An 18036-nucleotide genomic window follows, 5' to 3' on the forward strand; every position below is an offset into this window, starting at 1 on the left:
CGTCATCCGGGTTGTATTATATGAGATGATTTATTCCGGCTTTCGGAATACGGACAGACTCTAGGCAGTCACTCCACCCTCGTCAAGAACAAATTCCATAAAACGATACGATTTGATTCTTTTTACGAAACTGATCTATGCTCACTGAACACTCCGGCAGCAACGTCCCCTGCCAGCGGGTTCGATCAGGGACGCCCAAGGTCAACGGTCCCCGGGCCGAGGAGACGGTGATGACAGACCCCATGAATGCCCAGCCCGACATCCAGGTGTCGGTGCGCGAGCTCTTCGGCATCGACAGCGATCTGAAGGTCCCCGCCTTCAGCTGGCGCGACGAGTACGTGCCCGAGGTCGACGAGGCCTATCGCTTCAACCCCGACGTGACCCTGGCGATCCTCGCCGGCTTCACCCGCAATCGCCGGGTGATGGTCCAGGGGCTGCACGGCACCGGCAAGTCGACGCATATCGAACAGGTGGCGGCGCGCCTCAACTGGCCCTGCATGCGGGTCAACCTGGACGGCCACATCAGCCGCCTCGACCTGGTCGGCAAGGACGCTATCGTGATCCGCGACGGGGTGCAGGTCACCGAGTTCCAGGAGGGCATCGTGCCCTGGTCGCTGCAGCGACCGGTGGCCTTGATCTTCGACGAGTACGATGCCGGCCGCCCGGACGTGATGTTCGTCATCCAGCGCATCCTCGAGCGCGACGGTCACTTCACGCTGCTCGACCAGAACCGGGTCATCCATCCCCACCCCTACTTCCGGCTGTTCGCCACCGCCAACACCGTGGGACTGGGTAACCTGTCCGGGCTCTACCAGGGCACCCAGGTGCTCAACCACGCCCAGATGGATCGCTGGAACATCGTCGCCAAGCTCGACTACCTGCCCCGCGAGGAAGAGGCGGCCATCGTGCTCGGCCGGGTGCCCAGCAAGGACACCGAGAAGGGACGCAAGCTGATCGCCTCGATGGTGGCGGTGGCCAACCTGACGCGTCAGGGCTTCGCCGCCGGCGACCTCTCTACCCTGATGTCGCCGCGCACGGTGATCACCTGGGCCGAGAACTGCGAGATCTTCCGCAACCCGGCGCTGGCCTTCCGGCTCTCCTTTCTCAACAAGTGCGACGAGGCCGAGCGGCCCACCGTCGCCGAGTACTACCAGCGCTGCTTCGGCGAGGAGCTCGACGAGTCGTGGATGCGGGAGGCGACCGCGTCATGACCCAAAGCTCCCAGCAGCAGGCGCGCCGTCAACAGCGGATCGAAGAGCTCTGCGCGGCCAGCCTGCGCGCCCTGACCGGCCGGGCCGACCTGCACTACCGCGGCCGGCGCCTCTATCAAGGCGAAAGCCGCCTGCCGACCCATGCGCCGCACCTGCGCATCGACCCCGAGCAGGACGACTTCGCCGACTGCCGGGCCGCCGCCGACGGCATGGCCCTGCGGCTGATCCACTCCGACCCGGCCCTGCACCGCGCGCGCTGCCCGGCGGATCCGGTCGAGCGGCTGGTCTTCGAGCTGCTCGAGCAGCTGCGCGTGGAGACCCGGGTCCCCGCCGACATGCCGGGCATGGCCGTCAACCTGAACCGGCGTTTCCGACACTGGTCTCGCGACTTCGTCGACTCGGGTCTCACCGAAGGCTCCCTCGGGATGCTCCTCTATACCGTCGCCGAAATCTGTTGGTCGCGCCTGATGAGCCGGCAACTTCCCGAGGAAATCGAAGACCATATCGAGATCATGCGCGGCTCACTGGTCGCCGAGCTCGGAGCATCGCTGCGCGGCATTCGACAGCACCGTCAAGACCAACGTCGCTATGCGGATCATGCCTTGGAAGTTGCCAGGATCGTCGGCGAACGGGTGCGCGCCGCTCGGGAACAGGCCGAGGGCGACGAGGACGAGGCGCCGGAGGAGGCGCCCAGCGATGCCTTCGCGCTGCTGCTCGACCTCGAAGACGGCGAGGGCAACGAGGACGGCATCTCGGCCGCCACCACCGGGCACAGCAAGACCTTCGAGGACGCCGCCCTGGCCTATCGAGTCTTCACCACCCGCTTCGACCGCGAAGTCGCCGCCGGCAGCCTGGTGCGCCGCGCCCTGCTGCGCGAGAACCGCGAGCGGCTCGACCAGGCCACCGCCGAGCAGGCCATCAACCTGCCGCGCCTGGCCCGGCGGCTGGGCAGCGTACTCTGGGAGCCGCGCGTCGACGGCCGCTCCTTCGGCGAGGAGGAGGGGCGCATCGACGGACGGCGCCTCGCCCAGCTGGTCAGCTCGCCCACCGAGCGGCGCCTGTTCTATCGCGACCAGGTGAAGCTCGGCACCGACTGCGCCGTCAGCCTGCTGATCGACTGCTCGGGCTCGATGAAGCACCACACCATGCCGGTGACGATGATGGCCGAGAGCCTGATCCGCGCCCTGGAGATGATCGGGGCGAGCGCCGAGCTGCTCGGCTTCACTACCGGCGCCTGGAACGGCGGCCGCGCCTACAAGGCGTGGATGAGCGGCGGGCGTCCCCGCGGCCCGGGACGCCTCAACGAAGTGTGCCATATGGTGTTCAAGGACGCCGAGCGCAGCTGGCGGCGCGCCCGCACCGACATCGCCGCCCTGCTCAAGCCCGACCTGTTCCGGGAGGGGATCGACGGCGAGGCGGTGGACTGGGCCTGCGAGCGACTGCTCGCCCGCCCCGAGAACCGCCGCATCCTGATCGTGATCTCGGACGGCTGCCCGGCAGACAGCGCCACCAACCTGGCCAACGACCCCTACTACCTGGACAACCACCTCAAGGAGGTCGTCGCCCGGCGCAGCCGCGAGGGCCAGGTGGAGGTGCTGGGCCTGGGCGTGGGCCTGGACCTGAGCCCCTTCTACCGCCGCTGCCTGGCCACCGACATGGCCCAGGCGCTGGACACCCATCTGTTCGACGAGATCGTCGAGCTGATCGGCGGCCGCCACCGGCGCTGATCCTCGACGCCTGACTTTCCAGAGGAGAGCCCCATGCCCGTCAAGGTCATCGACATCGGCCACGATCCCGAGACGCAAACCCACCGGCGCCTGGCCGACCTGCCGGACCGCGTGGTCGAGGGCGACCCGCACCACGACGCCACGCTGAACTTCGCAAGCCCCGATGGCCAGCTGATCGCCGGTACCTGGACCAGCACCCCCGGCAAGTGGCACGCCTTCACCGATCGCGACGAGTTCTGCTATATCCTCGAGGGCCACGTGCGGCTGATCGCCGAGGACGGCAGCGCCCAGACCTACCGCACTGGCGACGCCTTCCTGATCCCCGACGGCTTTCGTGGATACTGGGAGGTGATCGAGACGACCACCAAGCACTTCGTGATCCGCCACCACGGCCACGACTGACGACGGAGAGAGCGCATGGCCAAGACCCGCATGGTGACCCAGTTCGGCATGGGCACCTCGATCCGCAGCCGCGACTACACCGAGGCCGCCGCCCGGGCGATCCGCGATGCCCTGTGGCACAACTCGCTGAACGTCGCCGACGCCTTCGACTTCCCCAAGGAGGCGATGCTGATCGACGTCGAGATCGGAGTACAGGACCCCGCCGCCGTCGACCCGGCGGCCCTGCTTCGCATCTTCCCCTACGGCCAGCCATCGGTGCGCCTGGTCAAGGGGGGGCTTGACGTGGATAAACCCGACGGCAGCGGCACCAGCGTGATCGCCAACGCCGCCATCATCGTCTCCTTCGACATGGAGCCCGATCATGACTGAGCGTCGCATCATCCTGGAAATGGGCAGCGGCAACGACCTCTACGGCGAGGACTACACCAAGGCGGCCTGTCGCGCCGTGCACGACGCCCTGCACCACTCCTCCATCGTGCTGTTCAAGTCGCTGGGCATCGACCACCGCGAGATGCGGGTCCAGGTGACCATCGGCGTGCAGGAACCCGAGCGCGTCGATGCCGCGGTGGTGGCGGCCGAGCTGCCTCGCGGCCGCGCCGAGGTGAGCGTGGTGCACGGCGGGCTCAACGTCCACGACCCCGTGCAGGAGACCACTCACGTGGTGGCCACCGCGGCCATCGCCGCCCTGCTGCCCCTCGAGGAAGGTGCCTGGCGGCTCTGCGACGGGGCCGAGTAGGAAGTAGAGATTAGAGCGTCTTACAGCATCTCCGAGAGGATCAGCCCGCCGCCGATCACCAACAGCGTGACGAAGGCGACCCGGCGCATGGCCAGGGGCGACAACCGGGGCGGCCAGCGCCGCCCGGCATAGGTGACCAGCGCCACCACGGGAATCGCCCAGGCGGTAAGGGTGAGGATCTCGAGATTCAGCCCGCCCGTGGCGGCGACGAACAGGGTGCGCATGCCCGAGGTGGCCGCGAACATCAGGATCAGCATGTTGCGGATTGCCACCGGCGGCAGCGGCTGGCGATAGCACTGGTAAATCACCGGCGGCCCGGCGATGCCGAAGAGCCCGCCGCAGAGCCCCGAGAGCACGCCGCTGATAAAGAAACTGCCCCGTGAGGAGAGGGTCTCGCGCTGGCGGGGGCGCAGTACCAGGCTCAGCCCGCCGTAGCAGACCAGCAGGCCCAGGGCGATGCGCAGCACGCTCTCGGCGCTGCCGCTCATCACGTCGAGCAGCAGCACACCGATCACGGTCGCCGGTACGATGCCAAGCACCGTGGCCCCGATCACCGCCATGTCGAGATGCTTCAGCTTGCCGGGCAGCGCCACCGCACTGTTGGCCAGCATCATCAGGCTGACCACCGCCGCCACCGAGGCCACGGGCGCGACGGCAAGCCCGCTGGTCGCACCCATCACGATCATGCCCAGCCCGAAGCCGGTCACCGTCTGGAAGTAGCCGGCGATGGCGGCAATGGCGATAAATGAGAGGAGTACCTCGAGGGTCATTTCATCGGCTCTCCATCACTGGCTCTCCATCACTGGCTCTCCATCACTGGCTCTCCATCACTGGCTCTCCATCACCGGCTCTCCATCATCGGTTCGACCATCGACGTCGATCTCGATGACCGACGGCCCGGCGCTCACGGCACCTGATCGACCGCCGCGGCTCGCTCTGCACCGGCCGCCTGGGCCTGCACCGTGGTCACCGCGATCACGTGAAAGACATCATCGACGCCGCAGCCTCGGGAGAGGTCGTTGGCCGGCTTGGCCAGCCCTTGCAGCAGTGGGCCGATGGCCTCGGCGCCGCCGATCCGTTCGGCCAGCTTGTAGCCGATGTTGCCGGCCTCGAGGTCCGGAAAGATCAGCACGTTGGCGTTGCCCTTGACCTTCGAGTCGGGCAGCTTGCGCTCGGCGATCTCGGCCACGATGGCGGCGTCAAGCTGCACGTCTTCGTCGATGGCGAGCGCTGGCCGGGCGGCCTTCACCTCGCGGGCGGCCTGCACGACCTTCTCGACGGCACCATGTCGGGCGCTGCCGCTGGTCGAGAACGACAGCATGGCCACCCGCGGCGCCTCGTCGAGCAGCGCCTGGGCGCTGTCGGCGGCAGCCATGGCGATCTGGGCGAGCTTGCCGGCGTCGGGATCGATGACCAGGCCGCAGTCGGAGAAGATCATGCCGCCCTTGAGGTTATGGAAGGGCTGGCAGAGCATCATCAGAAAGAAGCTCGAGACCAGCTTGCTTCCCGGGGCCAGCCCCAGCAGCTGGATGGCGCTTCGCACCACATCGGCGGTAGTGTTCACCGCCCCCGCCACGGTGCCGTCGGCATGGCCCTCGCGGACCAGCATGTTGGCGAAGCAGAGCGGCTCGCGTATCGCCGTCGCGGCCTGCTCCGGGGTCATGCCCTTCTGCTCGCGCAGCGCCAGGAGCGCTTGGGCCAGTTCGTCGGTCAACGGCGAGTCGGCCGGGTCGATCACCTCGACCGCCGCCAGGTCGACCCCAACGCGCTCGGCGGCCGCGCCGATCGCCGCGCGGCTTCCCACCAGGATGATCCGGGCGATGCCCTGCTCCGCCGCCTTGGCGGCCGCGCTCAAGATGCGCTCGTCCTCGCCTTCGCAGAGCACGATGCGCCGGGGATCGCGGCGCGCGCGCTCGAGAATCTGATTCAAGGCTTTCATGGGATGGCCTCTCATGCCTGCCGCATGGCGCGGCAGTCGTCAGATAAAAAAGCCCCCGGCAGCGCCGGGGGAACCCTTGCAGCACATTCGACAATCGGTTCGATCAGACGTAGTCCTGATACTTCTCGAGCAGGCGCACCGGCTTCTTCAGCGCATCGCGGCGGAAGGGGTCGCCCAGCTCGCGGGTGCACATGATCTCGATGATGCAGGTCTTGCCCTCGTTCATCTGCAGGTCCACCGCCTTCTTCAGCGCCGGGCCCACGTCCTCGAGGCGATCCACGGTGATGCCCTCGGCGCCCATCGACCGGCCGATCTCGGCGAAGCTCTGATTGTCCAGCTCGCCGGCCACGAAGCGGCGGTTGTAGAACTCGACCTGGTTCTTCTTCTCGGCGCCCCACTGGCGGTTGTGGAACACCACCGCGGTCACCGGGATCTCGTGACGCACCGCGGTCATGGTCTCCATCAGGCTCATGCCCCAGGCGCCGTCACCGGCGTAGGCGATCCCCGGGCGCTCCGGCGCGGCCACCTTGGCCCCGATCATGGTGGGAAAGGCGTAGCCGCAGTTGCCGAAGCTCATCGGCGCGAAGAAGCTGCGCGGCTTCTCGAAGCGCAGGTAGCTGTGCGCCACGGCGTTGATGTTGCCGATGTCGGTGGACACCATCGCGTCCTCGGGCATGGCCTTCTCGAGCTCACGCAGCACCTGGCGCGGGTGCAGGTACTCGCCGCCGGAGAACGGCGTCTCGCCCTGGGCCTCGTCGATGGCGTCGAGGCTGAACGGGTCCTTCTCGTGGGTCCACTCGTCGAGCTCGCGCTCCCAGGCGGCCTTCTCGCTGGCGATCTGGTCTGCGCGTTTGGCCTTGGTGGCGTCGCACACCAGGTCACGGCTGGCCAGGCGCTCGGTGATCGCCTCGGCGGCGTCCCTGGCGTCGCCGCAGATGCCCACGGCGATCTTCTTCACCAGACCCAGCATCTTGTGGTCGGCGTCGATCTGGATGATCTTGGCGTCCTTCGGCCAGTAGTCCAGGCCGTGCTGCGGCAGGGTGCCGAACGGCCCCAGGCGGGTGCCCAGCGCCACCACCACGTCGGCCTGGGCAATCAGCTTCATGCCGGCCTTGGAGCCCTGGTAACCCAGCGGGCCGCACCACAGCGGGTGGCTGGCCGGGAAGGAGTCGTTGTGCTGGTAGCTGTTGACCACCGGCGCGCCGAGTCGCTCGGCCAGCGCCTTGCAGGCGTCGACGCCATCGGCCATCACCACCCCGCCGCCGGAGACGATCACCGGGAACTCGGCGTTGGCCAGCAGTTCAGCGGCCTCGTTGAGGGTGCGGGTGCCGCCCGGGCCGCGGTCGAGGCGCGCGGGCTCCGGGATCTCGCATTCGATCTCGCCATAGAAGTAGTCGCGCGGGATGTTGAGCTGGGTCGGGCCCATCTCGGACATCGCCCGGTCGAAGCAGCGACCGGTGTACTCGGCCATGCGCGACGGGTGGGTCACGTGGCCCTGGTACTTGGTGAACTCCTGGAACATCGGCAGCTGGTGGCACTCCTGGAAGCCGCCCAGGCCGATGCCGGTGGTGCCGGTCTCGGGGGTGACGATGACCACCGGGGTGTGCGCCCAGTAGGCCGCGGCGATGCCGGTCACGGCGTTGGAGATGCCGGGGCCGTTCTGGCCGATCACCGTGCCGTGACGACCGGAGACGCGGGCATAGCCGTCGGCCATGTGCGCCGCGCCCTGCTCGTGGACCACCGGGATCAGGCGGATGCCGGCCGGGGCGAAGATATCCATGGCGTCCATGAAGGCCGAGCCCATGATGCCGAACATGTCGGTCACCCCGTTGGCGACCAGGGTCTCCACGAAGGCCTCCGAGGGGGTCATCGTCTGCTTGCCTGTCACGACCTGGCGAGTGTCTGTGGTGTCTTGGGTGCTCATGGAAACCTCCGCGGGAGCGCTGAGTGACGGATCTGGTATTCGCGTCAGCTCATTGTTTTTCGATCTGAGTATTCGTTTTTTGATACCGGGTCTTTGTTTTTAATACCAGGGGTTCCGATATATGGAACCTGACCAAAACGTAGCGCTCCACCGACGGCCCGTCAACAAAATTCCATAAAACGGTACAAATTGATTTCTTTTCGGGAACAAATTACCTTGAGACCAAAGGGAGAGCCGATATGACGACCAAATCCGAGATGAGCCGCCTCGAGGGCGATACGCCGGCACAGCGCCTGCTGGCTCTGCTGGAGGTGATCGCGGGGAAGGACCAGTTCTTCACGCTGCAGGGCATGGTCGAGGAGACCGGCCTGCCCAAGCCCACCCTGCATCGCATGCTCCAGCAGCTCGAGACCTCGGGCATGCTGCAGCGCGAGGCCGACGGCCGCCACTACAGCAAGGGCAGCCGCCTTCGCCGCCTGGCCGAGTCGCTGTTGCTCAACGACACCGTGCACGGGGCCCGCCATGCGGTATTGAGGAAGCTGGTCGATGAGGTCGGCGAGAGCTGCAACATCACCGCGCTCTCCGGCGGCGAGGTGCTCTATCTCGATCGTGTGGAGACCTCGGCACCGCTGCGCTTCTATCTGCACCCCGGTTCCCGGGTGCCGGTGCACTGCTCGGCCAGCGGCAAGCTCTTCCTCGCCCAGATGGCGCCCGCCCAGCGTCGGCGACTGCTCAATGAGCTGTCGTTGGAGAGCTTCACGCGCAACACCCTCATCGATCCCGAGGCCCTCGAGGCCGAGATCGAGGCCGTGCGCCGCCAGGGCTATGCCTTCGACGACGAGGAGTTCCTGCCGGGGCTCCTGTGCATCGCGGTGCTGGCGCCCAACCCCGACGGCCCCTCGAATACCGGCCTAGCGATCCAGGCGCCGATCATGCGCATGACCCGCGACAAGGCGCTTGCGTGCCTGCCGGCCCTGCAGCGTGCCGCCGAGCAGATCGCCGCCATCAATCGCGAGGCGCTGTCCGACGCCGCCCAGGCCGCCGCCGGTGATCGCTGAGCCAATAGCCGATGGGGCGCCACTGGCTGGCCTGAGCGCGTGATTGCGAATATGCTCTGGGGCATACGCAATGGCCCGAACCACAACAGGGAGACCGCAATGGCCGGACTGCTACCCGATGTCGACCCCGATGGACTGCTCGAGTACTCGGTGGTCTATACCGATCGCGCACTGAACCACATGTCGAAGAGCTTCCAGGGCGTGATGTGCGACGTGTCCGCCACGCTGAAGGAGGTCTACCACGCGCACTCGACGGTCATCGTGCCCGGTAGCGGCACCTTCGCCATGGAAGCCGTGGCGCGACAGTTCGCCAAGGACCGCCGCTGCCTGGTGATCCGCAACGGCTGGTTCAGCTACCGCTGGAGCCAGATCCTGTCGATGGGCAAGATCCCCTCCGACGTCAACGTGCTCAAGGCCCGCCGGCTGGACGATGACGACGTCACCTCGCCCTTCGCGCCGCCGCCCATCGAGGACGTGGTCGAGGCGATCCGCGAGCAGCAGCCGGACATCGTCTTCGCGCCCCATGTCGAGACCTCCTCGGGCATGCTGCTGCCGGACGACTACCTGCAGAAGATCGCCGACGCCATCCACGACCAGGGCGGCCTGCTGGTGCTCGACTGCATCGCCTCCGGCACCCTGTGGGTCGACATGCAGGACGTCGGCGTCGACGTGCTGGTCAGCGCCCCCCAGAAGGGCTGGAGCGGCAGCCCCTGCTGCGGCATGGTCATGCTCTCTCGCCAGGCGCGCGAGATCATCGAGGAGACCACCAGCACCAGCTTCGCCTGCGACCTGAAGAAGTGGCTCTCGATCATGGAGACCTACGAGGGCGGCGGGCACGCCTACCACGCCACCCTGCCCACCGACGGCCTGCGCCAGCTGCGCGACGTGATGAACGAGACTCGGCAGTACGGCTTCGATCGCGTCTACGAGGAGCAGCGCGAGGTCGGCCGCCTGGTGCGCGAGATGCTCGCCAAGCACGGCTACAAGAGCGTGGCCGCGCCGGGCTTCGAGGCGCCGGGCGTGGTGGTAAGCTACGCCGATGACGAGGCGATCGTCGCCAAGTTCCTCGAGGCCGGCGTTCAGGTCGCCGCCGGCGTGCCGCTGATGTGCGACGAGGGCGAACACTTCCGGACCTTCCGCATCGGCTTGTTCGGCCTCGACAAGCTCCACCACCCGGAGCGCACCCTGGAGAGCCTGGAGGCGGCGCTTGCCAAGGTGCAGGCCGCCGAGGCGTAATGCCGCGGTCCGCCGCCGCGGCACGCAGCGGATGACGTAAAAGACAGCGGGGCGGCCTCTTGGCCGCCCCGCTGGCGTTGGTGTCGAGCTTGCGCGAACGACAGACGAGCTCAGAATCGAGGATCAGACCGCCCCGACGCCTCGCGGCACGAAGCCCAGGTTGTTCTCGACCTCCTTGACGCCGTCGATGTTCTCCGCGGCGACCTGCACGGCCCAGCGCTGCTCCTTGCTCTCGACGAGCCCCCACAGCTGCACCTTGCCATCGGCGACGATGACGTTGATGCGATCAACCATCACGCCGGTGTTCTCGTCGACCTCCTTGAGGATGGCATCGCGGATCGCGCGGCCATCGTCACCGCCGGCCGACTGGCGATCCACGGAGAAGCCGCGCAGCAGGTTGGAGCGGCTGACGATGCCCACCAGCTTGCCGTCGCGCACCACCGGCACCCGCTTGATGCGGCGCTTCTCGAGCAGCGAGGCGATGTGGTGCAGCGGCTCGTTCTCGCCCACGGTGAGGGGGTTGGCGGTCATGATCTGGCCGGCCTTGCGCCCGTGGGTCTTCACGTAGTCCGCGGCATCGCCGCCGGCGCTGAAGAGCTTGAGCCACCAGGAGCGGCGCTGATCTTCCTCGGGCTCGATCCGCGCCATCAGGTCTCCTTCGCTGACGATGCCGAGGACCCGGTCGTCGGCGTCGACCACCGGCACGGCGCTGATGCCGTGCTCCAGCAGCAGGCTGGCGATCTCGCCGACATCGCTGTCGGGAGTGACGGTGATCACGTTGGTCGTCATGACATCTGCGGCTTGCATAGGGCGTGTCTCCAGACGATGGGCAGTCGTTGTTCTCGATGAGTCGCCTTACAAGTTAGCAATCCTTTGCGCGCCCTGCCTTGATGCCGGACAGCTTTCCACGCTCCCCAAGGCCATCCCCCACCTACGGCCGGGCGGGCTCACCCGCGGCGAGGCGCCGCGCACCCTCGCCGTCGCTGATGATCTCGTCGATGTCGTCGAGCCCGGCGAAGCGCATCGGGCGGATGACGCCGAGCTTGCTCTCGTCCACCACCAGCAGGCGCCTGGCCGCGGTGGCGATGGCCGCCTGCTTGGGCGCCACCTCGTGGAAGTGAAAACAGCTCAGGCCCTGGCGCTCGTGCACGCCCGCGGCGGAGAGGAAGGCCTGGTTGATGCCGAGACGGCGGATGGCGGCATCCACCTCGTCATCGGCGAAGGAGCGCGACGAGCCGTGATAGAGTCCGCCCAAGAGAATCAGGCGCACCCCCGGGAGCAGGCTCACCGCCTCGGCCACGTTGAGGGCGTAGGTCACCACGGTCAGCGACTGGTCATGCGGCAGGCCCGCGGCGAGGGGCATCAGGGTCGTCCCGCAGTCGATGAACAGCGTATCGCCGGGCGCGATGCGCTCGAGCGCCCGCCGGCAGAGTCGGCGCTTGGCCGCGGCGTGGCGGTCCTGCTGGGCATCCAGGTCGTAGACCGGCGCATAGCGCGGATCGTCGCTGCGCACCAGGTGCCCCCCCATCAGCTGCAAGCCACTCTCGGCGGCGGCCAGGTCGCGGCGGATGGTCATCGCGGAGACGCCGCACAGTACGGCGGCCTCGGAAAGCCGCAGGCTGCCGCCATGGGCAAGGGCCTCACTCAGCCGGGCGAGGCGCCGGACACTGCGTTCGTTCATCTGCTCAGGCTCTCCTGATGCCCCCTTGCCGACACGTCGTTGCCGGGCTTTCGGTAGCGGCCATGAGGGCTGAAATGAGGGCTGAAAATGTTAAAAAAATAACATCGAATGTGATAGTTTTCACCTCACACTCGCGCGTCACATTCACCCGCATGCCTGCCCTCCAGGCCGCCCCATCGGATAGGTGCCCCATGACCCTCTTCATGAGCGTGGTCGGCATGGCGACCCTGATCGCCATCGCCCTGCTGTTCTCCTCAGACCGCCGCGCGATTCGCCTGCGCACCGTGCTGGGCGCCTTCGCCATCCAGGCCGGCATCGGCGCCTTCGTGCTCTACGTGCCGGTCGGCCAGGCGGTGCTTGCCAGCGTCTCTGGCGCGGTCAGCCAGGTGGTGCTCTACGCCAACGACGGCATCGACTTCGTGTTCGGCGGCCTGGCCGACGTCGAAGCCACCGGCTTCGTCTTCGCCATCAAGGTGCTGCCGGTGATCATCTTCTTCTCCTCGCTGACCGCCGTGCTCTACTACCTGGGCATCATGCAGTGGGTGATCCGCATCCTCGGCGGCGCCCTGCAGAAGGCACTGGGCACCTCACGCACCGAATCGCTCTCCGCCACCGCCAACATCTTCGTCGGCCAGACCGAGGCGCCGCTGGTGGTGCGTCCCTTCATCGCCCGCATGACCCCGTCGCAGCTGTTCGCGGTGATGTGCGGCGGGCTCGCCTCGGTGGCCGGCTCGGTGCTGGCCGGCTACGCCGCCCTGGGCATCCCCATGGAGTATCTGGTGGCGGCCTCCTTCATGGCGGCGCCCGGCGGGCTGCTGTTCGCCAAGCTGCTGATGCCCGAGACCCAGCAGCCGGAGGACAGCGTCTCCGAGGTGGAGGAGCGCCTCGAGGAGGACGAGGACCGCCCGAGCAACGTGCTGGACGCCGCCGCGGCCGGCGCCAGCTCCGGCCTGCGCCTGGCCGCCAACGTCGGCGCCATGCTGCTCGCCTTCATCGGCCTGATCGCCCTGTTCAACGGCATGCTCGGCGGCATCGGCGGCTGGTTCGGCATGGAATCGCTGAGCCTGGAGCTGATCCTCGGCTGGCTCTTCTCGCCGCTCGCCTTCCTGCTCGGTGTGCCCTGGGAGGAGGCGACGCTCGCCGGCTCGTTCATCGGCCAGAAGCTGGTGGTCAACGAGTTCGTGGCCTACATCAATCTCGCCCCCTACCTTGAGGGTGAGCAGCTGGTGGCCGCCACCGGGCAGGTCATGACGCCCCACACCATGGCGATCCTCTCCTTCGCCCTGTGCGGCTTCGCCAACCTCTCCTCGATCGCCATCCTGCTCGGGGGGCTGGGCAGCATCGCCCCGAGCCGCCGCCACGAGATCGCCCGCTTCGGCCTCAAGGCGGTGCTGGCCGGCACCCTCTCGAACCTGATGTCGGCGTCTCTGGCCGGCTTCTTCCTGGCCCTGGCCGCCGCCTGACCGCGCCGTCGTCGGCCCTCTGCGGCGGGCGACGACGGCACTATGACGCTTGCATTTTTCACGCACTCTCTCGCCATACCGGAGCCCCCATGACCGAACTGCAGCAGGCCGCCCGCCAGGCCCTGGCGCTGATGGACCTCACCAGCCTCAACGACGACGATACCGACGCCACCATCGAGGCCCTCTGCCAGCGCGCCAGGACCCCCGCCGGCACCCCGGCGGCGATCTGCGTCTACCCGGACTTCGTGGTCACCGCGCAGCGCGCGCTGAAGGCCCATGGCCTCCAGGGCATCGTCAAGGTGGCCACGGTCACCAACTTCCCCGCGGGCGGCGACGACATCATGGCCGCCGCCCGAGCGACCCGCAGCGCCGCGGCGTCCGGCGCCGATGAGATCGACGTGGTCTTCCCCTGGCGCGCCCTGCTGGCCGGCGACGAGGAGACCGGTCGCGAGCTGGTCGCCTTCTGCAAGCAGGCCGCCGGCGATGCCGTGCTCAAGGTGATCCTCGAGACCGGTGAGCTCAAGGACCCGGCGCTGATCCGCCGCGCCAGCGAGCTGGCCCTCGAAGGCGGCGCCGACTTCCTCAAGACCTCCACCGGCAAGGTGGCCGTCAACGCCACCCTCGAGGCCGCCGAGATCATGCTGACCGCGATCCGCGACAACGGCGGCGACGCGGGCTTCAAGGCGGCCGGCGGTGTGCGCACCGTTGAGGACGCCCTGGCCTACCTGAAGCTCGCGGAGCGCCTGATGGGCGTGGCCTGGCTCACCCCGGCGCACTTCCGCTTCGGCGCATCGAGCCTGCTCGACGACCTGCTCGCGACCCTCGAGGTCGATACCGGGAAAGCCGGAGGCGCCTGATGAGCGCGGCCGCCCTGCCCTCTGTGTCGCTGCCCCAGGAGCTGATCCGGACCAAGCGCGACGGCCACGCGCTCGACCGCGCGGCGATCAATGAGCTGGTCGCCGGCATCAGCGACGGCCGGCTCTCCGATGCCCAGGTGGGGGCGCTCGCCATGGCGGTGTTCCTCAAGGGCATGGACGCCGACGAGACCGTGGCGCTGACCGAGGCGATCCGCGACTCCGGCGAGGTGCTCGACTGGTCCGGCCTCGACCTCCCGGGGCCGGTGCTCGACAAGCACTCCACCGGCGGCGTGGGCGATCTGGTCTCGCTGGTGCTGGGGCCCTGGATCGCCGCCTGCGGCGGCCACGTGCCGATGGTCTCCGGGCGGGGCCTGGGTCACACCGGCGGCACCCTGGACAAGCTCGAGGCGATCCCCGGCTACTCGGTGAGCCCCGACACCGCCACCTTCCGCCGCCTGGTGCGCGAGGTCGGCGTGGCGATCATCGGCCAGACCGCCGACCTCGCCCCGGCCGACCGGCGCCTCTATGCGGTGCGCGACGTCACCGCCACGGTGGAGTCGCTGCCGCTGATCGTGAGCTCGATCCTCGGCAAGAAGCTCGCCTGCGGCCTCGAGGGCCTGGTGATGGACGTCAAGGTGGGCAGCGGCGCCTTCATGCCCAGCGCCGACGCCGCCCGGGAGCTCGCCGCGACCATCGCCGAGGTGGCGAGTCGCGCCGGCACCCGCACCACGGCGATGGTCACCGACATGAGCCAGCCGCTGGCGCCCCGCGCCGGCAATGCCCTGGAGGTGCACGAGGCGATCCGCCTGCTGAGCGGCGAGAAGCGCCACGGCCGGCTGCTGCAGGTGACGCGCCGGCTGGCCGCCGAGCTGCTGATGGCCGGCCGCCTGGCCGACTCTCACGAGGCCGCCCTGGCGCGCCTGGACGAAACACTCGCCTCCGGGGCGGCCGCCGAACGCTTCGCGCGCATGGTGGCGGGCCTCGGCGGGCCGAGCGACCTGCTCGAGCATCCCGCCGCCCACCTGCCGGAGGCGCCGGTGGTGCGCGCCATCTACGCCGAGCGGCCCGGGCGGGTGCAGGCGATCGACACCCGCGCGCTGGGCCTCACCGTGGTGGAGCTCGGCGGCGGGCGCCGCACGCCGGGCGCGGCCATCGACCCCGCCGTCGGCCTCTCGCGCATCGCCTCGCTCGGGGAAGCCGTCGACGGCCACCGCCCCCTGGCGCTGGTTCATGCCGCCAGCGTGGACGATGCTGAAACCGCCGGGCGACAGCTGCGCGACGCCATGCGCGTCGGCGACGAGCGGATCGCCCTGCCCCCACTGACCCACGACGTGATCCGTCGGGAGGTGCCATGAGCCGCGCCATCGTGCTGGTCCTCGACTCCTTCGGCATCGGCGCCACGCAGGATGCCGAGCGCTTCGGCGATGCCGGCGCCGACACCCTGGGCCATATCGCCGCCGCCTGCGCCCGGGGCGAGGCCAACCTCGCCGCAGACGCAGACGGCCCGGGCCGCCAGGGCCCGCTCGCGCTGCCGAACCTCGCCCGGCTCGGGCTCTTCCATGCCCACCGCGAGAGCACCGGTAACTGGGCCGAGGGCGTCGCGGCGCCGGACGAGGTCGTTGGCGCCTACGGTCACGCCCGGGAACTCTCCTCGGGCAAGGATACCCCCTCCGGCCACTGGGAGATCGCCGGCGTGCCGGTGCGCTTCGACTGGGGCTATTTCCCGGATCGCGAGCAGAGCTTTCCCGCCGAGCTCTTGGGCGCCCTGATCGAGGAGGCCGAGCTGCCCGGCGTGCTCGGCGACTGCCACGCCTCGGGCACCGAGGTGATCGCCCGGCTCGGCGAGGCCCACGTCGAGAGCGGCAAGCCCATCGTCTACACCTCGGCGGACTCGGTGTTCCAGATCGCCGCCCACGAGGAGGCCTTCGGGCTAGAGCGCCTCTACGAGGTATGCGAGATCGCCCGGCGACTGCTCGAGCCCTACAACATCGGCCGGGTGATCGCGCGCCCGTTCGCGGGCGCCGATGCCGCGAGCTTCGCCCGCACCGCCAACCGCCGCGACTACAGCGTCGAGCCGCCCGCCCCCACGGTGCTGCAGCGGCTTCATGACGACGGCGGCAACGTGGTGGCGATCGGCAAGATCGCCGACATCTATGCCCACTGCGGGATTACCCGCACCCTCAAGGCGAGCGGCCACGACGCCCTGATGGACGCCACCCTGGCGGCCATGAATGAGGCCGGCGAGCGCGCGCTGATCATGACCAACTTCGTCGACTTCGACATGCTCTACGGCCATCGCCGCGACGTGGCGGGCTACGCCGCGGCGCTGGAGGCCTTCGATGCCCGGCTGCCGGAGCTGCTGGAAAAGCTCGAGAAAGACGACCTGCTGATCCTCACCGCCGACCACGGCTGCGACCCCACCTGGGCCGGCACCGATCACACCCGCGAGCACATCCCGGTGCTGGCACTCGGCGCCGGGATCAAACCCGGCTCGCTGGGCGCGCGGGCGAGCTTCGCCGATATCGGCCAGAGCCTGGCGGTACACCTGGGCCTGCCGCCCATGGAAGACGGCGAGAGCTTTCTTCCCGGTGCCGCGAAACGCTTTCTGCGACCCGCTGACACAGGAGCCTTGTGATGGCCACGCCCCATATCAACGCCGAACGCGGCGACTTCGCCGATACCGTGCTGATGCCCGGCGACCCGCTGCGCGCGCGCTACATCGCCGAGACCTTCCTCGAACAGGTGCGCGAGGTGAACACCGTGCGCAACATGTCCGGCTTCACCGGCACCTACCGGGGCCGACCGATCTCGGTGATGGGCCACGGCATGGGCATCCCGTCGGTGTCGATCTATGCCAAGGAGCTGATCACCGAGTACGGCGTCAAGCGGCTGATTCGGGTCGGCTCCTGCGGCGCGGTGCGCGACGACGTGGCGGTGCGCGACGTGGTGATCGGCCTGGGCGCCTGCACCGATTCCGGCGTCAACCGCACGCGCTTCGCCGGCATGGACTTCGCCGCCACCGCCGACTTCGACCTGACCCGTCACGCGGCGGACGCGGCGGCGGCGCTGGGCGTGCCGGTGAAGGTGGGCAACCTCTTCTCGGCGGATCTCTTCTACGACCCGCGCCCCGAGACCGCCGAGCTGCTCAAGCGCTACGGCATCGTCGGCGTGGAGATGGAGGCCGCCGGCCTCTATGGCGTGGCCGCCGAGTTCGGCGCCCGGGCCGCGACCATCTGCACGGTGTCGGATCACATCCTCAAGGGGGAGTCACTCTCCAGCGAGGCGCGCGCCACCACCTTCGACGAGATGATGAAGATCGCGCTGGACAGCGTGCTGCGCGATGACCAGGCCCAGGAGACCAACCGATGAGCCAGACCGACCAGCAGGCCCTCGACACGGGCATCGTGGCGGCGCTGATCGCCGTGCGCGAGCGCGCCTATGCGCCCTACTCGCGCCATCCGGTCGGCGCGCTGGTGATCGGCGAGAGCGGGAGGCGCTACGCCGGCGCCAACGTCGAGGTCGCCCACTACAAGGGGCTCTGCGCCGAGGCCTCGGCCATCGCCGCCCTGGTCAGCGCCGGCGAGCGCGAGCTGCGCGAGGTCTACGTGATCGGCCCGGGCGAGCATCTCTGCACGCCCTGCGGCGACTGCCGCCAGCGCATCCGCGAGTTCGCTACCCCCGAGACCCGCATCCGGGTGGTCGACGCCGACGGCCGGCTGCTGCGCGACTACACCATGGAGGCGCTGCTGCCGGACTCCTTCGGTCCCGAGAACCTGATGCTCTAGCAGCAGAGGCCTGACTC

The 18036-nt window shown here is 68.7% G+C and carries 18 protein-coding genes; 13 read left to right on the forward strand and 5 right to left on the reverse strand.

The window, feature by feature from the left end; translation table 11 throughout:
• The first annotated feature begins 230 nt into the window (after positions 1–230).
• The 5 genes from RSO68_RS04940 to RSO68_RS04960 are packed head-to-tail and all read left to right on the forward strand — an operon-like array spanning position 231 to position 4076.
• A complete protein-coding gene (locus RSO68_RS04940) occupies positions 231–1211 on the forward strand; it encodes an AAA family ATPase (RefSeq protein WP_315585650.1) in 981 nt (326 codons plus the stop codon).
• Positions 1208–2938: a cobaltochelatase CobT-related protein gene (locus RSO68_RS04945; protein ID WP_315585651.1), complete on the forward strand. Its 1731-nt coding sequence runs from the start codon at positions 1208–1210 to the stop codon at positions 2936–2938. The genes RSO68_RS04940 and RSO68_RS04945 overlap by 4 nt, the downstream gene beginning before the upstream one ends.
• Before the next feature lie 33 nt (positions 2939–2971).
• Positions 2972–3340, forward strand: coding sequence for a cupin domain-containing protein (locus RSO68_RS04950; RefSeq protein WP_089852449.1), 369 nt, complete (start codon positions 2972–2974; stop codon positions 3338–3340).
• A gap of 15 nt (positions 3341–3355) precedes the next feature.
• On the forward strand, positions 3356–3709 hold the full coding sequence (locus RSO68_RS04955; protein WP_089852447.1) for a Lin0512 family protein: 354 nt from the start codon (positions 3356–3358) through the stop codon (positions 3707–3709).
• Positions 3702–4076: a Lin0512 family protein gene (locus RSO68_RS04960; RefSeq protein WP_315585652.1), complete on the forward strand. Its 375-nt coding sequence runs from the start codon at positions 3702–3704 to the stop codon at positions 4074–4076. Before RSO68_RS04955 ends, RSO68_RS04960 begins: the two co-directional genes overlap by 8 nt.
• A gap of 20 nt (positions 4077–4096) precedes the next feature.
• Here RSO68_RS04960 and RSO68_RS04965 read toward each other — a convergent pair whose 3' ends face one another.
• The 3 genes from RSO68_RS04965 to xsc all read right to left on the reverse strand — a co-directional run bounded on the left by RSO68_RS04965 (position 4097) and on the right by xsc (position 7939).
• Positions 4097–4846, reverse strand: a complete 750-nt coding sequence (locus tag RSO68_RS04965; protein WP_315585653.1) for a sulfite exporter TauE/SafE family protein — start codon at positions 4844–4846, stop codon at positions 4097–4099.
• A gap of 134 nt (positions 4847–4980) precedes the next feature.
• Positions 4981–6015: a phosphate acetyltransferase gene (gene pta / locus RSO68_RS04970; RefSeq protein WP_315585654.1), complete on the reverse strand. Its 1035-nt coding sequence runs from the start codon at positions 6013–6015 to the stop codon at positions 4981–4983.
• Positions 6016–6118: 103 nt separating this feature from the next.
• Positions 6119–7939: a sulfoacetaldehyde acetyltransferase gene (xsc, locus tag RSO68_RS04975; RefSeq protein WP_315585655.1), complete on the reverse strand. Its 1821-nt coding sequence runs from the start codon at positions 7937–7939 to the stop codon at positions 6119–6121.
• A 239-nt stretch (positions 7940–8178) separates the two neighbouring features.
• Here xsc and RSO68_RS04980 point away from each other — a divergent pair, with 239 nt between their 5' ends.
• The gene (locus tag RSO68_RS04980) at positions 8179–8997 is read left to right on the forward strand and encodes an IclR family transcriptional regulator (protein ID WP_089851852.1); all 819 of its coding nucleotides are present in this window, start codon (positions 8179–8181) and stop codon (positions 8995–8997) included.
• 99 nt (positions 8998–9096) lie between these two features.
• Complete coding sequence (locus tag RSO68_RS04985) at positions 9097–10233, forward strand: aminotransferase class V-fold PLP-dependent enzyme (protein WP_089851850.1); 1137 nt, start codon at positions 9097–9099, stop codon at positions 10231–10233.
• A 123-nt stretch (positions 10234–10356) separates the two neighbouring features.
• On the opposite strand, the gene RSO68_RS04990 is transcribed toward RSO68_RS04985, so the two are convergent.
• Together RSO68_RS04990 and RSO68_RS04995 are read right to left on the reverse strand one after the other, a co-directional pair.
• Complete coding sequence (locus tag RSO68_RS04990; RefSeq protein ID WP_315585656.1) at positions 10357–11040, reverse strand: CBS domain-containing protein; 684 nt, start codon at positions 11038–11040, stop codon at positions 10357–10359.
• A 124-nt stretch (positions 11041–11164) separates the two neighbouring features.
• Positions 11165–11914, reverse strand: a complete 750-nt coding sequence (locus tag RSO68_RS04995) for a DeoR/GlpR family DNA-binding transcription regulator (RefSeq protein WP_089851845.1) — start codon at positions 11912–11914, stop codon at positions 11165–11167.
• A gap of 191 nt (positions 11915–12105) precedes the next feature.
• Between RSO68_RS04995 and RSO68_RS05000 the strand changes: the two genes are divergently transcribed.
• The 6 genes from RSO68_RS05000 to cdd all read left to right on the forward strand — a co-directional run bounded on the left by RSO68_RS05000 (position 12106) and on the right by cdd (position 18019).
• Positions 12106–13377 (forward strand): NupC/NupG family nucleoside CNT transporter, encoded by a 1272-nt coding sequence (locus RSO68_RS05000; protein ID WP_089851843.1) that lies wholly within the window; start codon positions 12106–12108, stop codon positions 13375–13377.
• 89 nt (positions 13378–13466) lie between these two features.
• Positions 13467–14234, forward strand: a complete 768-nt coding sequence (gene deoC, locus RSO68_RS05005) for a deoxyribose-phosphate aldolase (protein WP_315585657.1) — start codon at positions 13467–13469, stop codon at positions 14232–14234.
• Positions 14234–15589, forward strand: coding sequence for a thymidine phosphorylase (deoA, locus tag RSO68_RS05010; protein WP_315585658.1), 1356 nt, complete (start codon positions 14234–14236; stop codon positions 15587–15589). Before deoC ends, deoA begins: the two co-directional genes overlap by 1 nt.
• Positions 15586–16869 (forward strand): phosphopentomutase, encoded by a 1284-nt coding sequence (locus RSO68_RS05015; RefSeq protein WP_315585659.1) that lies wholly within the window; start codon positions 15586–15588, stop codon positions 16867–16869. Before deoA ends, RSO68_RS05015 begins: the two co-directional genes overlap by 4 nt.
• A complete protein-coding gene (gene deoD / locus RSO68_RS05020; RefSeq protein WP_315585660.1) occupies positions 16869–17603 on the forward strand; it encodes a purine-nucleoside phosphorylase in 735 nt (244 codons plus the stop codon). Before RSO68_RS05015 ends, deoD begins: the two co-directional genes overlap by 1 nt.
• Positions 17600–18019: a cytidine deaminase gene (gene cdd / locus RSO68_RS05025; protein WP_315585661.1), complete on the forward strand. Its 420-nt coding sequence runs from the start codon at positions 17600–17602 to the stop codon at positions 18017–18019. The genes deoD and cdd overlap by 4 nt, the downstream gene beginning before the upstream one ends.
• The last annotated feature ends 17 nt before the right edge of the window (positions 18020–18036 follow it).

It is taken from the genome of Halomonas saccharevitans (assembly GCF_032333995.1).
GTDB lineage: Bacteria > Pseudomonadota > Gammaproteobacteria > Pseudomonadales > Halomonadaceae > Halomonas > Halomonas saccharevitans.